The organism is Verrucomicrobiaceae bacterium (assembly GCA_016713035.1).
In the GTDB taxonomy this organism is placed as follows: Bacteria; Verrucomicrobiota; Verrucomicrobiia; order Verrucomicrobiales; family Verrucomicrobiaceae; genus Prosthecobacter.
In genome coordinates this window covers 462840-477726 of the sequence record JADJPW010000003.1, presented here as the reverse complement: position 1 = coordinate 477726, position 14887 = coordinate 462840, and the positions used below count along the sequence as shown (strand labels likewise).

At 60.4% G+C, this 14887-nt stretch carries 13 protein-coding genes and 1 pseudogene; 6 read left to right on the top strand and 8 right to left on the bottom strand.

What is annotated here, in order from left to right; all coding sequences use genetic code 11:
• Nucleotide 1: 1 nt before the first annotated feature.
• The 4 genes and pseudogenes from IPK32_12985 to IPK32_12970 all read right to left on the bottom strand — a co-directional run bounded on the left by IPK32_12985 (nt 2) and on the right by IPK32_12970 (nt 5710).
• Nucleotides 2–3112, bottom strand: a complete 3111-nt coding sequence (locus IPK32_12985; protein ID MBK8092863.1) for a PSD1 domain-containing protein — start codon at nt 3110–3112, stop codon at nt 2–4.
• On the bottom strand, nt 3057–3494 hold the full coding sequence (locus IPK32_12980; GenBank protein ID MBK8092862.1) for a DUF5069 domain-containing protein: 438 nt from the start codon (nt 3492–3494) through the stop codon (nt 3057–3059). Before IPK32_12980 ends, IPK32_12985 begins: the two co-directional genes overlap by 56 nt.
• A 24-nt stretch (nt 3495–3518) precedes the next feature.
• Nucleotides 3519–4778, bottom strand: coding sequence for an MFS transporter (locus IPK32_12975; protein ID MBK8092861.1), 1260 nt, complete (start codon nt 4776–4778; stop codon nt 3519–3521).
• Between the two features lie 78 nt (nt 4779–4856).
• Nucleotides 4857–5710: pseudogene (locus IPK32_12970) on the bottom strand (biofilm PGA synthesis protein PgaB).
• Between the two features lie 83 nt (nt 5711–5793).
• Here IPK32_12970 and IPK32_12965 point away from each other — a divergent pair.
• Together IPK32_12965 and IPK32_12960 are read left to right on the top strand one after the other, a co-directional pair.
• Nucleotides 5794–6435, top strand: a complete 642-nt coding sequence (locus IPK32_12965) for a hypothetical protein (protein MBK8092860.1) — start codon at nt 5794–5796, stop codon at nt 6433–6435.
• A 21-nt stretch (nt 6436–6456) separates the two neighbouring features.
• Entirely contained in the window at nt 6457–7335 is an 879-nt protein-coding gene (locus IPK32_12960) for a DUF1460 domain-containing protein (GenBank protein ID MBK8092859.1), read from the top strand.
• 33 nt (nt 7336–7368) lie between these two features.
• Here the strand turns inward: IPK32_12960 and IPK32_12955 are convergent, their stop codons facing one another.
• Nucleotides 7369–8073, bottom strand: coding sequence for an FHA domain-containing protein (locus IPK32_12955; GenBank protein MBK8092858.1), 705 nt, complete (start codon nt 8071–8073; stop codon nt 7369–7371).
• Nucleotides 8074–8253: 180 nt separating this feature from the next.
• Here IPK32_12955 and IPK32_12950 point away from each other — a divergent pair, with 180 nt between their 5' ends.
• The 4 genes from IPK32_12950 (at nt 8254) to IPK32_12935 (ending at nt 11360) form a co-directional block, all read left to right on the top strand.
• A complete protein-coding gene (locus IPK32_12950) occupies nt 8254–8664 on the top strand; it encodes a hypothetical protein (protein MBK8092857.1) in 411 nt (136 codons plus the stop codon).
• Nucleotides 8665–8746: 82 nt separating this feature from the next.
• Complete coding sequence (locus IPK32_12945; GenBank protein ID MBK8092856.1) at nt 8747–10078, top strand: dipeptidase; 1332 nt, start codon at nt 8747–8749, stop codon at nt 10076–10078.
• Nucleotides 10079–10211: 133 nt separating this feature from the next.
• Nucleotides 10212–10958: a 3-oxoacyl-[acyl-carrier-protein] reductase gene (gene fabG, locus IPK32_12940; GenBank protein MBK8092855.1), complete on the top strand. Its 747-nt coding sequence runs from the start codon at nt 10212–10214 to the stop codon at nt 10956–10958.
• Between the two features lie 24 nt (nt 10959–10982).
• Nucleotides 10983–11360, top strand: coding sequence for a DUF423 domain-containing protein (locus IPK32_12935; GenBank protein ID MBK8092854.1), 378 nt, complete (start codon nt 10983–10985; stop codon nt 11358–11360).
• A 7-nt stretch (nt 11361–11367) separates the two neighbouring features.
• Here the strand turns inward: IPK32_12935 and IPK32_12930 are convergent, their stop codons facing one another.
• From IPK32_12930 to IPK32_12920, 3 genes are all read right to left on the bottom strand, one after another.
• Nucleotides 11368–12810 carry a DUF1501 domain-containing protein gene (locus IPK32_12930; GenBank protein MBK8092853.1) on the bottom strand — a complete coding sequence of 481 codons (1443 nt, stop codon included), beginning with the start codon at nt 12808–12810 and terminating at the stop codon, nt 11368–11370.
• 91 nt (nt 12811–12901) lie between these two features.
• Complete coding sequence (locus IPK32_12925) at nt 12902–14008, bottom strand: glycosyltransferase family 4 protein (protein ID MBK8092852.1); 1107 nt, start codon at nt 14006–14008, stop codon at nt 12902–12904.
• Entirely contained in the window at nt 14005–14814 is an 810-nt protein-coding gene (locus tag IPK32_12920; GenBank protein ID MBK8092851.1) for a glycosyltransferase family 2 protein, read from the bottom strand. Before IPK32_12920 ends, IPK32_12925 begins: the two co-directional genes overlap by 4 nt.
• Between the last annotated feature and the right edge of the window lie 73 nt (nt 14815–14887).

Sequence of the window (14887 nt, the reverse complement as noted above, 5' to 3'; positions counted from 1 at the left end):
ATTACGGGTGTGTGATCGCCTCATCAAGATTCAGCACCGTACGGCACACGGAGGTCCACAGGGCTTCGCCGTCGAGTTTTTGGGCGCGTTGCTTTTGGAGAAAGGTTTTGAGCATCGTCAGCTCATCGGCGGCGGGTGGGCGGGTGAGGCAGCGGCGGAAGGTGTGGGTGAGGCGGGTGTCGTCGTCGGGGGAGGCGGCGATGACGGCTTTGGCCATGGCTTGGTCGGCTTCCATGAACATTTGGTCGTTGAGGAGCGTGAGAGCTTGCAGCGGGCTGTTGGAGACATCGCGACGGGCGAGGCAGGCCTCGCCGGTGGGCGCGTCGAAGGTGGTGGCCATGGCGAAGGGCGCGGTGCGCTTCGTGAAGGTGTAGAGGCTGCGGCGGTAGCGGTCCTCGCCGTCGCTGGTCTTCCACTCGACCTTGCCGTAGGTGCCTTCGGTGGTGACGCTAGCTGGCTGCGGCGGATAGACGCCCGGGCCGCCCATTTTCAGGGAAAGCACGCCCGCGGCTTTGAGCGCGGAGTCGCGGATGATTTCGGCATCGAGGCGGAAGCGAGGGGCGTGGGTGAGAAGGGATTCCTGATTTTGGATTCCTGATTCCTGATTCGTTTTTGCAAGCGGATCTGAATCAGGAATTCGAGAGGCCTGCCGGTAGGTTTGTGACATTACGATGAGTTTGTGCAGCTTCTTCATGCTCCAGCCGTCTTTGACGAACTGCACCGCGAGCCAGTCGAGCAGCTCAGGATGGCTCGGGGGCTCGCTTTGATAGCCAAAATCCTCCAGGCTCTTCACGAGGCCACGGCCAAAGAAGGCCTGCCACTGGCGATTGACCGTCACGCGAGCGGTGAGCGGGTTTTCAGGGGCGAAAAGCCACTTCGCGAAGGTGAGACGGCTCGCGGGAGCATCTTTCGGCAAGGAAGGCAGGAAGGCGGGCACGGCGGGCGGGACGGTTTCCTTCGGCTGGAGGTATTCGCCACGATGGTAGCGGTTCGTGGGGCGCGGATTGGAGGCGGGGCGTTCCTTCATCGCGAGCGTGGGCCGGCCGCGAGGCATCTGGCGACGTGCGGCGAGCAAGGGAGCGGCGGCTTGTTTCATTTCGGGCGCGGTGACGAGGAACTCGCGCATCAAGGTATCGCGCTTCGTTTGATCGCCGGTGGCGAGGGCATTTTCGACTTCAAACGGATGCCCAGTGGCCTCGACGTGATCGCTGGTGGTCACGGAGAGGCGGAAGTGGCCGAGCGGGCAGGCGAAGTGCTTTTCGAAGAGCATCTTCAAATCGAAGCCGTTCGTCAGATCGATGGGTTTTTCGAAATGAAACACGGCTGCGTGGCTTTGGCCGTATCCGCCGAGCACCTGCCAGCCGCTGGACATCTCGGCGTCGAGCGTGGCCATGGCGTTGTTGGTCTTTTTCGCGGCGGCTTTGCGTGCGGCTTTTTTCGTCGCCTTCGCGGCGGTGGCAGCGTCGTTGATCTTGTCCTCCTCTTCCTCGTTGGTGGCCTCGGCGTGGGCGATGGGCACTCGCTGGCCGTTTTGGAAGGCTTGCAGCTCACTGAGGAAGAAGCCACCGAGGGGGCCTTCGTAGTAAGTGAGGCCTGGGCCGTCATTCGGCAGGCTAGGATGGCTCGCGACCTCGAGTTTGATGGCGGTGACGCCTTTGATCGGCGCTTTGAGGCTCAAATCATAGACATCGCTCTTCGAGATGTCGCCGCTGCCGAGGATGAAGCCATCGCTCAACTGCTCGAGATGCGGCATGGTGGTCTTCATGGCCGTGGGGCGGATGATTTGCCAGTTGGAGGCTTTTTTGGACTCACCTTCGATCCAGCCGGCAAAACGGCTTTGCAGTGCCGCGTCGCCACCGGGGAACTTTTTCGGCAAATCGGCCTCCAGCTTCGCGATGCGCTCGGCGTGGGCTTTTTGCTGCTTTTCGATGTCCGGCGTGGGTATGTGGTAAGTCGGCTCGTCGGCGTTGTTCAGCAGCGCCATGACGCTGTAATAGTCGGTGTGGAGGATGGGATCGTATTTGTGCGTGTGGCACTGGCAGCAGTTCAGTGTGAGGCCCATCCATGCGGTGCCAGTGACGCCGACGCGGTCCACCATGGCGTAAAAACGATATTCGTTCGGGTCGATGCCGCCTTCTTCATTGAGCATCGTGTTCCGATGAAAGCCGGTGGCGATGATGTCATCCGGCGTGGCATTGGGTAGCATGTCTCCGGCGAGTTGCTTGATGCTGAATTGGTCGAAGGGCATGTCTGCGTTAAGCGCCTTCACCACCCAATCGCGGTAAGGCCAGATTTGGCGAGGGCGGTCTTTTTCGAAGCCGTTCGTGTCCGCGTAGCGGGCGAGATCGAGCCAGCGGCGGGCCCAGCGCTCGCCGTAGGCTGGAGAGTTTAAAAGGGTATCGACGAGCTTCGCATATTCCTGATTTCTGATTTCTGAATCCTGATTCTTTACCGCATTCACAAACGCATCCGCCTCACTAGGTGTCGGTGGAAGGCCGATCAGATCGAGATAGACGCGGCGGACGAGGGTGTAGGCATCCGCCTCCGGCGAAGGCTTCAATCCTTCCTTCGTCAGCCTTTCTCGGACAAAGTGATCGATTGGATGCACTGAATCAGGAATCAGGACTCTCGAATCAGGAATTTGATAGGCCCAGTGCGCCTCATACTTCGCCCCTTCGGCGATCCAGGCTTTGAGCGTGGCTTTATCCTTCTCGGACATGACCTTCTTCGTATGCGGCGGCGGCATGACCTCGTCTTCGTCGGTGGAGAGGATGCGCTTGATGACCTCGCTGGCGTCTGGTTTGCCGGGGACGATGGCGATCTCGCCAGATTTGCCTGCGCCGTGGGCGGAGTCGGGCAAATCGAGGCGCAGTTTGCCTTTGCGACCGTGGTCGTCCATGCCGTGGCAGGTGAAGCACTGCTGGGCGAGCACGGGACGCACGTCGCGATTAAAATCGACGGCGCAGGCAGTGGTTCGAGAAGTAGAAAGAGGAAGGGGGGCTTCATCACAGGGATGAAACGGAGCAAAATAGCCATTTATGACGTGTAGATTGTGCTCATGGCAGCCGCCCTTCGTCCACGTCGATGTAGTGGGCGATGGTCTGGATGTCATGTCGATCGGCGAGGCCTCCATCGGCTTTACGCTTGGCGAGGATGGCGGTGATGTGGTCGTTGAAGCCGAGCGTGGTGACGTAGTGATTCCAGACGAGTTTGTCGGTGTCGTTGAGCGGGCGGCTCTGCTGCTGGCACCAGCCTAGGATCTCCTCATCGCTGCCGCCTTGGAGAGTGCGTGCCTTCAGGGTATCGTAGTCGATGTGGAGAAAGCTGACTAGGGCTCCGTCGCTGCCCTTGCCGAGATTGGCGTGCAGGTCCTCCCACAGCAGGCCCTGGGCGTGGAGGCGGATTTTGCCGAGCATGCGGGGGAAGTACTTCAACCCAGAGGTTTCTACGAGGGGGCTGCAAGGCAGGGAGGCTGGATCGGGCTTTGTGGACATAGGAGGAGTGAGAGTGGGGCGTTTTTAGCCAGTGGTGACGCGGCGCGGCTCTGGGATGCGCAGCAGGATGATGATGGAGACAGTGGCAAAGCAGCCTGCAAGTGCGGCGACACTCTGGAACGATGCGGTGCTACGGTAAAGGAAGCCGCCAAGCAGCGTGGCGAGTAGGAGAGCCCACACATTGCAAAAACCCAGCGCCGCCTGGTAGGTGGAGCGGCGCTCCAGGGGACAAAGCTCCGCTGTGAGGGTGAGGTCACCCACGCGGTCGAGGAAAAGGCCGAATCCAAAGACAAAGTACACGGCCATGAAGCCGGTAAAGCTGTGGGTGAAGCATGACCATGCACAAACGAGGATGCAGAGCACGCGAGAGGCGATGAGGAGGACCCTCCCGCCACTGTGATAGCCGAGCCACGCTGCGGTGAGGCTGCCGAGGATGGTGCCGACGTTTTGCAGCGATACAAAGCGGCCTACCTCTGCCTCCGCGCTGCCAGTGACGTGCAGGGCATGCAGGGTGAGGAAAGAGACGAGCATGAGATAACCCATGCCGGTGAATCGCGTGGCGATGAGCTTTAGCAAATGGGGCTGTGATGCGAGCATGGCGGGCATGCCCCGCAGGTAGCTCCAGTAGGGCTGCGGAGGGTGTGTGGGCATGATGTGCGCAGCTTCCTTCATGGGTAACTGCGAGATCCAGGATAGAAGTAGGAAGCCGAAGGCAATGAAGTGCAGCACGGCATAGCCCCGGTGCCCTGGTAGATGCGTGAGCACCTGATGGATCACGGCACCTGCACCCATACCGATGACGGCCTGCATGATGTAGCGTGCGGCCCAGCCTGCTGCGCGGATGCGCTCTGGGATCATGCGTGTGACCATCTCCATCCATGCGACGACGCCGATGCCGCCGATGAGGCCACTCATCACCGGCGTGAGCACCACGACGGGTAGCAGCCAGCCTGGTAAATGATCTGCCTGCCAGAGGACGAGACCCGCGATGAGGTAGGGCAGTCTTTGCAGCAAGCCAAAGGTCATGACCCAGGGCTTAAAGCGATGCAGCCGCTCCACGCGTGGTGAAACGAAGAGCCCCGCAAAGGCGAAGGTGGCCGCGAGGATGGCTGGCATGATGGAGATGATCAAAGCGCCGCCATGCAGGGACTCGACCATCTTTGGCATCACCGTCTCTGGCTGGAGAAAGGCCACGCCGCCCATGTAGAATCCGCCCTCTAGGCAATGGCACACGAAGTTCCTCCGCACATGCGGATGGGGCTTTGAGGCGAGGTTTACGGACATGGTGCGGGACAAAAAAGCGGCCATAGTGACCTAGAACGCGTGGAAGGAAAGGCGCTTCTGGCTCGGAGCCAGTGCGGATTATTCCCCTTCAGGCAGGGCCCGGGCTACCCAGAGGACGCCACGGGGGATGAAGTGCTCCAGGCCGGGGGTATTCTCTGGGTGTGGGCTGGAGATGAAGACACGGCCTTTGCCAAAGGTGCCGATGGCGTGCGAGGGGCTGTGGATCATCAATCCGGCGGGTGAGCCGTTCTCTGCGATCTCACTGCGAAAGAGGGCGATGGGGCAGTAGGCGGGGATGTCGGCACGGGTGCCTGGTTTGATGATGGGGCCGTTGTTGTAGCGGACTTTGAAGGTGCCATTCACATCCCCGAGGAGTGGCTTTCCATCGACGGTGAGCTCGATGTCCATGAAACCACCGCCCCTTTTCCATTTATTCGAGACGGTATTGGCATTGAGGATGCCGAGGCCCCAGGAAAAGCCTGAGCAGGCGAGGTATGCCCCAGCGCAGATCCCACAGTAGCCACCGCCTGCGCGGACGTACTCGCGGACATTGTGCAGACCGGCTTCGCCGATGCTTTTGGACTGCTGCGAGCCACTGCCGCCGGAAAAGATGATGACGTGGTAGGGCTTCAAGTCGGCTTTTCCCATCTAATGAGGGTGATCTGGGCCTGCGGCAGTGTCTTGAGTACGCGGATGACGTTGTCGATGCCGTCCCTGGGGGCTCCTGCGCCGTCAAAAATGCCGATTTGGAGCGGTTTGGTGCTCGCAGGTGGTGGGATGATGGTTTTGAGCCCATTGATGTCTGGCGGGATAAGGATGGGCTTTGCGACTTTTTTGGTGCTGGTGGGCTGCGGGGCCGTCTGGGCAGGTAAATCGGCTCCAAGGGCAAAAAGGGTGCTCAGGCTGATGACGCGGAGAAGGGCAGATTTCATGAAAAAGCAAAAACGTCGCCACGAGCTGCATCTTCCTCGCAGAGCACGGTTGCGCATGGGCTGGAGGCGGCGCTATGCTGCGTGTGCGCTGCCCCGCCTGCCAAATACTTTTATCCGAACATGACGCTGCCTGTCAGCAGTGCGGCCTGTCGCTGGATGCGGTGGATAAGCTGCTGGGCATCCCGCCGAATCTGCAAAAGCCGATCACCGACACGCAAGGTGCACTGACCTTTCTCGCACGCAAAAAAGTGGAGCACTGCATCACGGAGATCGAGCGGCGGCATCCGCTGCTGCATGCGTCGGTCATCTTCATGAATGTGCCGCAGCAGGTGTCTGTGGGGGTGTATGCGTTCTGGCTTTTCAATCGAGGTGGGCTCTGTAGCCCGGTGGATAAAGGCGGTGCCAATCACCATGTGATGCTGCTGATCGATCCGGCGACATCGCGTGCGGCGGCGATCGTGGGCTATGGACTGGAGCCATTCGTCTCGCTGGAGGCTCTCCAGCTCTGCCTGAATGAATTTGCGGGAGCTGCACGGAGTGGGAGTCTTGCGGCTGGAGTGGCGGCCTTCCTAGCAGAGCTCGATGAGCGACTCCGTTTATTGTGTGATGAGCTGCCGCGGCAGTTTGGCTACGATGAAAATGCGGATTGGTATGATAGCTCGGTGGAGGGGCAGGTGATCGACCCTGCGGCAGCGTCCAATCGTAAACTCACAGCGGCCTATTAGTGCCTGTAATGTTCTCTTCTTATGAATCGACGTCACTTCCTCAGCATGCTGCCAATGTCGGCGCTTCCTTCCTTGTCAGCGGCTGAATTTTTATCGCAGAAGAGGACATTCATCGGGCGGGAGAAGTTCGATGCGGTGGTGAGGCTGGCGCTGGCCGGAAACTGGCGTGCGCAGCCGATGGGGCAGCGTGTGGCGCTGTTTGGCCAAGCATTGCGCGGCACCCGGTATGTAGCGTGGACGCTGGAGATCGACGACCGCGTGGAGTCACCGAGTGTGAATTTTAATGGGCTGGACTGCTGGACGTTTTTTGAGACCGCATTGGGTCTGGCGCGGATGATCGCCACGCCGCAGCCATCTTACTCACCCTCTGATCTGCTGCGGCAGATCGAGTGGACGCGGTATCGCGGTGGTGTATGCCGTGGGGGCTATCTGGACCGCATTCACTACCTGGATGAGTGGTTCACCGACAATGCGGCACGCGGGAACATCAAATACATCACCGGCAAAATCGGTCCTGTGACACGGATGACGGGCCGCACGAATGATGAGATGTCTCTGGAGCCGAAAATCTACCGCTACCTGCGTGCGAGCCCCGCCCTCATCCCAGCGCTCAATCAGATCGAGCGTAGGCTGGAGAAGGTGCCCTTTCACTACATCCGCAAAGAGCAGGTGGCCGCGTGTGAGGGGCGCATCCAGAGTGGGGACATCATCGGTATCGTCACGCACCGGCAGCATGTTTTTTGCTCGCATGTGGGGCTGGCGCTGCACACGGCGGATGGTGCCTGCCGCTTCATGCACGCATCTCTCACGGCAAAGCGTGTGATCGTGGATAAGCCACTGCATGAGTATTTAGCAGGTATCCAGGCGCATGCAGGCATCGTGGTCGCGAGGCCTGTGTGAGCGGGTGATGGGTAGCGCCCCGAGTGGGTGCGGTTATTTCATCTCGCCGTCGCTATCTTTTGCCTCGCCTTTTTTCTCGTCTTCTTTGCGCTCGAATTTCACGGTGGGCACTTTTTCCGTGAGCTTGGCCATGAAGTCGTTGATGAAATTTCCATTCATCTCACGGCTGTGGCGCAGAGAAAGACCGACGATGAAGGCGACGATGAAGAGGCCGATCACGATGGCCGCATTCATGCATCCGCCGCCGGCATCATCAGGATAATCCGAGGGCGCATTGCGACTATAGGCACGGCGTACGGGACTCAGAGCTGGGCGGGCAGAGGCACGTGGTAGCTCTGAGGGTTTTTCAGCCGCCATAACGGTGGGGGCTGGCAGAGGTGCATTGTTTGCAGGCACTGGCACGGCTGTGGCCGGTGCGACGGCCTTTTTCAGCTCGGCGGAGGATGGGGGCTCGCCAGTATAGTAGAGACACTGCACGTCACCGAAGGATACACGGTCCCCATTGCGCAGCAGCGCCTCCTCGACATCCGCGCCATTGACACGGGTGCCGTTGCTAGAGCCGAGATCGTTCACGAAGCAGTTGCTGCCGCTCTTTTTGATCGACGCATGACGGCCAGAGGCTGAAGCAGAGTCCAGCACGATGTCGCTTTCTGGATGTCTGCCGATGGTGGTGAGATCGTTCTCAATGCGGTAGGTCTGGATGGAGTCGTCCTCCGAGTAAATGACTAGAGCGGCCATGGGTGGGATTCTTTTTTTACGAGGCTCGTACGGGGTGAGTGACGGGCGAGGAGACAGAATCTTGGGATTTTCGTGATGCAAGGACTGTGTTCGCGTGAGAAGATGAATTCCGCGCCACCGACCCCGCGCCATCACGCAATGCGCCCCTTCCTGCCTGCCCACCTCCTCCTTTGCCTCTTAATGTGCCTGCTCCTGGGTGCTCCGATGCCCGCTACGGCGGCTGAGGCTTCTCCAGCCCTAGCCAGCGCGGAGAAACTGGTGCCGCAGCAGGAGAAAGAGGGCTACGAATTCCGCTCCGAAAGCTGGGAGAACCCCCTGGAGGCAAAAATGGGCCGCGCTGTGCGCATGCAGCTTTTTAAGGGCAATGAATACGCTTTCTGCATCGCTGCGCCGCGTGACTCCGGGGCGAAAATCACCGCTGCGGTGCTCGATTTCGAAGGAAAGCCCGGTGGCGACCTGCTCCCCGTGAAAGAGGGCTGGGGGCTCGTGCTCTACTACAAACCCGCGAAGACAGGCACCTACGCCATCGCCATTCGCCAGGTCGATGGTGCTGCTGCCGTGCCCTGCGCCATGATCATCGGCTGGAAGTGAGTAGGGCAGGGGATGCAGAGAGCTCCAGGTGGGCACGAGTTGTCCCTTTGCATCGCCAGTGGCCTCTCTAACATCGAGCGCCATGAATCCCCCTGGACTCGACGATCTGCTCACCTGCCTGCGTTTCCCCTCTGTCTCCACCGACTCCACCCATCGTGGTGACGTGCGAGCGTGTGCCGAATGGCTCCTAGCCAAAGTGAAAGGCATGGGCCTCACTGCGACACTGCATGAGACACCGGGCCACCCCGTGCTCGTGGCCAAAAACAAACATATCGCCGGACGCCGCACCGTGCTGCTCTACGGCCACTACGACGTCCAACCCGCTGAGCCCCTGCATGAGTGGAAAACGCCCGCCTTTGAGCCCACCATCCGTGACGGACGCATCTACTGCCGTGGCGCTACGGACAACAAAGGCCAGTTCATGGCCCATCTCCAAGGCCTGAGCGAAACACTCGCCGCGCACGCCGATTTGCCAGTGAATTTGACGTTGTTGCTCGAAGGCGAGGAAGAGATCGGCAGCCCTAATTTGAAGCCCTTTCTCCAGAAACACGCGGAGGAGCTCAAATGTGACCTCGTGGCCATTTCCGACACTGGAATGGTCGCTCCAGGCATGGGCACCTTCACCTACGGGCTGCGCGGCATCGCCTGCCTGGAATTCTGGGTGCATGGACCCACGATCGACCTGCACAGCGGCATCTTTGGCGGTGCGATCATGAATCCTCTCACCGCAGTCTCGCGGCTGATCGCCACGCTGCATGATGCAGAAGGCCGTGTCGCCGTGGGCGGCTTTTATGACGGCGTGCGTCCCATCCAGGCGTGGGAGAGAGAGGCCTGGGCCGCATTGGGGGATGCAGATGCAGAAATGCTCAGTCTCACGGGCTCACCTAGCCTGTTTGGTGAGCCTGGATACAGCGTCCGTGAGCGAGTATGGGCGCGGCCCACCATCGAAGTCAATGGCATCGGAGGCGGTTATCAGGGGGAGGGCTCCAAGACCGTGATCGGGAAAAAGGCCTTTGCGAAGCTGAGTTGCCGCCTCGTGCCGGATCAGCAGCCTGAGCATGTTTTAAAGCTCGTCACCGATCATTTGCGGCATCACACGCCCGATGGAGTACGGCTGGAAATCAAACCCGGCCACACCGGCATGCCTTACCTCATGGACCCGCACTCCAGCATCGGCCAGGCCGCGCAGCGAGCCCTGGCAAAAGCATTCCCCGGTCAAAAACTCGCCCTCATTCGCGAAGGCGGCAGCATCCCCATCGTGCAGGCATTCAAAGACGTGCTCGGGGCTGATACCCTACTCCTCGGACTCGCGCTACCAGACTGCCAGGCTCACGCCCCCAACGAGAACTACCCCATCGCAAACTTCTCCAGCGGCGTGCGGCTCAACCAAGCCCTACTGGCCGAGCTAGCCTGACATCATCCCCCCTCTCAGCTCCTTCACCCTCACATCCATCACGATGTGAATGTGGCAGGTGTGGATCAAAGCCGGTCCCAAATGGCACTCATGACAGCCTTGCCAGCACGCAAACACTGTCTAAGTCAGAAGAATGGGAAAACTCCAAGACAAAGTCGCCGTCGTCACCGGTGCCGGACGCGGCATCGGCAAAGCCATTGCTGAAGCCTTCGCTGCGGAAGGTGCCAAGCTCGCCATCGTCAGCCGCACCCAGGCCAACTCACAAGCCGCTGCGGACGCGATCAACGCTACCCACCCCGGTGCGGCCAAGGGCTACGCTCTCGATGTCGCTGATGCAGCCGCCTGTGCGGAAGTGGGGAAGCAAATCCTCGCCGACTACGATCATGTGGACATCCTGGTGAATAACGCCGGCGTCACCAAAGACGGCCTGCTGCTGCGCATGAGCGAGGAAGACTGGGATATCGTGCTCGATACCAATCTCAAGGGTGCCTTCAACATGGTGAAAGCCGTCCAGCGCAGCATCCTGAAGCAAAAGGGAGCCCGCATCATCAATATCAGCAGCGTCATCGGCCTCATCGGCAACGCTGGCCAAGCGAACTACGCCGCCAGCAAGGCCGGGCTCATCGGATTTACCAAATCACTCGCCCGCGAGTTCGCGGGGCGTGGAGTCACGGCGAACTGCATCTGCCCTGGCTTCATCGCCACTGACATGACGCATGTTCTCAATGATCAGGTGAAGGAGGAGATTCTCAAAAAAATCCCACTCGGTGATCTCGGTCAGGCCGCAGACATCGCTGCGGCTGCGCTTTACCTAGCGAGTCCAGAGGCCCGCTACGTCACTGGACAGGTGCTGACGGTGGATGGCGGCATGGTGATGTGATTCTCCCCACGACCATGAAAAAGCCTGCGCATTCGTCTTTCTGCCATCCTGGGCCTGCTGGGCGTCATCCTCGGCGCGAGTGGTGCTCACGGCAGTCTGCATGACAGGCTCATCGCCACGGGTGAGCTTGCTCACTGGCAAACAGCGGTGCAATACCATCTCATCCACGCGGTTTTGGCTGTGGCGTTGGCCCTGTGCTCCAGCGCAGGTGGCAAGCGTGCTCAATGGGCCTGGCGCTGCCTCGTCATGGGCATCCTTCTCTTCAGCGGCTCGCTCTACGTGCTCGCCATCACTCAAATCAAGTCTCTCGGTGCTGTGACACCCTTTGGTGGCCTGAGTCTGATGCTTGGCTGGCTGCTACTCGCCGCTGCCCAGTGGGATGTGAATTCCCGTGAGCCCTGAGGCAAAATCAGGCCAGCAGCTCGGTTACGACGCGAGCCTGTGGGTTTTCGACGAGCACCTGATTGGTGCCGTTGCGCTTGTAGGTGAGCTTTTTCGGATCCAGTCCGAAGAGGTGGAGCAGCGTGGCGTGGTAGTCGAAGTGGTTCACCACGTCTTTGACCGCTTTATGGCCGAATTCATCTGTCTCGCCATGGGTGTAGCCAGCTTTGAATCCGCCACCGGCTACCCACATGCTGAAGCCGTAGGTGTTGTGATCGCGCCCGACTGCACGGCGATCTTTGGCGCCGCTGCGGTTCTGGATCACGGGCAGTCGGCCCATTTCTCCGCCCCAGTGGACGATGGTGGAATCGAGCAGGCCGCGTTGCTTTAGGTCAATGACGAGCGCTGCTGCTCCCTGATCGACATATTGGCAGGCCGCAGGGAGATTTGTCATGATGCTCTGGTGGTGGTCCCAGGTCTGATTCCCAGTGAAGAGTGAGATGCAGCGCACACCGCGCTCGACGAGTCGCCGGGCGATGAGGCAGCGTGTGCCGAACTCTGCGGTAGCCGGATGATCCAATCCGTAGAGCTTTTTCGTGGCAGCGCTCTCTTTTGACAGATCGAGCGCTTCTTTCGCGGCTGTCTGCATGCGTGCGGCGAGCTCAAAACTCTGAATCCGTGCCTCCAAATCGCTTTCACCCGGTCTGGAGGCCAAATGATCGCGGTTCAGCCGTTGCACGAAGTTGAGGTAGCGCTCCTGCGCCTCGCCCTTCAGGCTCAATGGGGCATCGAGATTGGGAATGCGTGGCTCCTTGCTACGAATGACGGTGCCTTGGAAAAGAGAGGGCAGCCAGCCGTTGCTCCAATTATCCACACCGAGCACGGGCAGGCCGCGTGGATCTGTGAGGGCGACGTAGGCCGGTAGATCCTGATTTTCACTGCCTAGACCATAGGTGAGCCAGGAGCCTAGAGTGGGCCTGCCGCCAGTGGCTTGGCCATTGAGCAGGGCGTAGATGCTCTGGCCGTGATTGTTCACGCCTGTGTGCATGCTGCGGATGAGTGTGACATCATCCGTGATGCCTGCGAAGTGCGGTAGCAGCTCACTCACATCCATGCCGCACTGGCCGTGTTTTTTGAATTTCCACTGGGGGCCCATCACCTCACGGCTGGCACCTGCTGCGTCATCGTATTTGACTTCGCCGGGGAATTCTTTGCCATCGAGCTTCATGAGCTCTGGCTTCGGATCAAAGAGGTCGATCTGGCTGGGACCTCCCTGCATGAACATGCTGATCATCGCCTTTGCCTGGCCGAAGCCATGCGGTTGCTTCGGCTTGAGGTCGTAGTGCGCTGCCTTCGCCTGCTCGGAGGTCGCTAGTAGCCCCTGCTCCTGCAGCAGCGTGGCCAATGCGATGCCGCCGATGCCGTATGCGGAGCGGTTCAGGAAGGTGCGGCGATCAAAAGGGAGCTGCATGGCGTGGATTGCAGAGTTGAGTACGCCACGCTCGATCCGAAGTTTGCGCAGAGAAGCATGTCGTGGTCGATCCGGGGCTCCCAAGACGCCATCAAACACCGCGCATCACGTCCTCCCATTCGGCCAGATGTCGCTCCCAGGTGAAGGGGAGCACGGATTGGCGTGCGGCGGAGGCCATTTCATCGCGGCGGGCGGCGGGCAGCGCCAGGGCCTCACGGATGCGTGCCCCTAGCTCCACGGGCTGCTGCGGGTGGTAGAGCATGAGGCCATTCTCTTCATGGCGCACATGATCCACGGCACCATCCATCACGGAGATGATGCCGGGGAGGCCACAGGCCATGCTTTGCAGCACGGTGGATGAGAAGGCGTCATACTGCGTCGGATGGATGAACCAATCCGCGCTTTGATAAAGCTCCACGAGCTGACTGGTCACGGGCACACTGCGTATCTTTGCCGCGATGCCGAGCTGTGTGATGCGTGCCTGAGTCGCCGCGCTGAGGCCACGTCCGACGATCCAGAGTGTGGCATCGAGCTGCGGCATGGCCTCCAGCAGGGACTCCAGCCCACGGCGCTTGTGGCTGAGGGAGACAAAGAGCAGCACGCGCTGCGCTGGATCGGTATGGAGCTTCCGGCAAATCAGCTCGCGGGTGGAAGCACGGTTTTCTGCCGGGCGGAAGAGCTGCGTCTCGACGGGCGGTGTCAGGATGCGGAAACGCTCCCCATCCGTGTGGTAGATGCCCTGGAGCTGTGCTGCGACGCGGGCAGAGCTGGTCAAGTAGCGTGTCGTCGCTCCACTGGTGTGCAGTTTTTTCTCCAGGTACAGCTCATACAGATGCGCGGGGCTGTAGCGCTGGAGTGTGGGCAAAAGCTGGCCATAGAGCCGGTGGCAGCCGGTGCCGTTGCGATGGATCGTCTGCCGCGTGGTGCGGCCAAAACCGATGCTGATATCTGCACCCGCAGCTTCCGCCGCACGCGGCGCTGCACGGTCAAAGTGCCACTTCCGTGCCAGCGGCCCCAGGCGCAGTCTTGGCAGCAATTCCCACCGCCCCGGCAGCTCGGCACGAATGGCCTCCGTGGTCAGTGAGGTGATGTAAATAGGCTCGTGGCCTGCTGCGGCCAGTTTTTTGGCGAATTCGCCCAGGAAAATCTCCACCGCCGTGCCGCGGATCATTTGATGATGAAGCAGGGCGATCTTCATGCCGTTGGCGGAGTCGTCGGAGTCGTCGGAGTCGTGGTGGTGGCCTTCTCGGCCTCATACACGCGTGCATAGCGGTCAAAGGCGAAAAACGCCGTCGCCACCGCGATCCATAGACCAGGGAAGCCATCGAGGAATCCCCTGCGCAGCACATAAGCGCGGAAAAAGCGCCACAGCGGCCGGAACAGCGTGTGGAGCAGGGACCAGCGCTTCTGCTTCACCTGCTGCGTCTGCAAAAAGGCATCCGAGTAAGCCGCGTGCTTGATCAGGTAGTGTCGGATGTTTTGGAAAGAGTAATGCAGCAGATCGCCGTCGATGCGGGTGAGGCTGCCCGCCACCTCCAGCCGCTCATGCACCTGACCACCGCCCTCAGCGGCCCAGCGGCTGCCCTCGCGGCGAAACAGGCGCGTCTTGCGGTCTGGATACCAGTCGCCGTGATAAATCCAGCGTCCGAGGAACCAGGTGCGCCGCGCCATCTCAGCGCCGTGATGTCGCTGGTCGTCACCGGACTCGAAAAAGCCACGAATCGCAGCCGCAAGCTCTGGCGAGACCTCTTCATCGCAATCAAGATTCAGAATCCACGGCTGCGTGCAGAGCTCCAGGCACTTGTTTTTCTGCGCGGTGAAGCCCAGCCAGTACTGGTGGATAAACCGGGCACCAATCTCCGCCGCGATCTGCGCCGTGGCATCCGTGGAGCCCGAATCGAGGATCACGATCTCCGTCGCTAGCCCAGCCACACTGGCGAGACATCGCCGCAGGTTCGCCTCCTCGTTTTTCGAGATGATGGAAATGGACAGTGGCAGCGGCATGCGGGTGCCCGATTCTGGCCGCGAGCCGCCGTGCTGCCAAGTGCGAATGCGGCAGCGCAGCCCGATTGACCAA

Excerpts from the sequence above, each read along its gene's own strand:
- IPK32_12925 (MBK8092852.1), bottom strand. The coding sequence starts at position 14,008 with ATGAAGATCGCCCTGCTTCATCATCAAATGATCCGCGGCACGGCGGTG.
- IPK32_12980 (MBK8092862.1), bottom strand. The coding sequence starts at position 3,494 with ATGTCCACAAAGCCCGATCCAGCCTCCCTGCCTTGCAGCCCCCTCGTA.
- IPK32_12945 (MBK8092856.1), top strand. The coding sequence starts at position 8,747 with ATGAATCCCCCTGGACTCGACGATCTGCTCACCTGCCTGCGTTTCCCC.
- IPK32_12975 (MBK8092861.1), bottom strand. The coding sequence starts at position 4,778 with ATGTCCGTAAACCTCGCCTCAAAGCCCCATCCGCATGTGCGGAGGAAC.
- fabG (MBK8092855.1), top strand. The coding sequence starts at position 10,212 with ATGGGAAAACTCCAAGACAAAGTCGCCGTCGTCACCGGTGCCGGACGC.
- IPK32_12920 (MBK8092851.1), bottom strand. The coding sequence starts at position 14,814 with ATGCCGCTGCCACTGTCCATTTCCATCATCTCGAAAAACGAGGAGGCG.
- IPK32_12985 (MBK8092863.1), bottom strand. The coding sequence starts at position 3,112 with ATGACATCCAGACCATCGCCCACTACATCGACGTGGACGAAGGGCGGC.
- IPK32_12930 (MBK8092853.1), bottom strand. The coding sequence starts at position 12,810 with ATGCAGCTCCCTTTTGATCGCCGCACCTTCCTGAACCGCTCCGCATAC.
- IPK32_12955 (MBK8092858.1), bottom strand. The coding sequence starts at position 8,073 with ATGGCCGCTCTAGTCATTTACTCGGAGGACGACTCCATCCAGACCTAC.
- IPK32_12950 (MBK8092857.1), top strand. The coding sequence starts at position 8,254 with ATGTGCCTGCTCCTGGGTGCTCCGATGCCCGCTACGGCGGCTGAGGCT.
- IPK32_12960 (MBK8092859.1), top strand. The coding sequence starts at position 6,457 with ATGAATCGACGTCACTTCCTCAGCATGCTGCCAATGTCGGCGCTTCCT.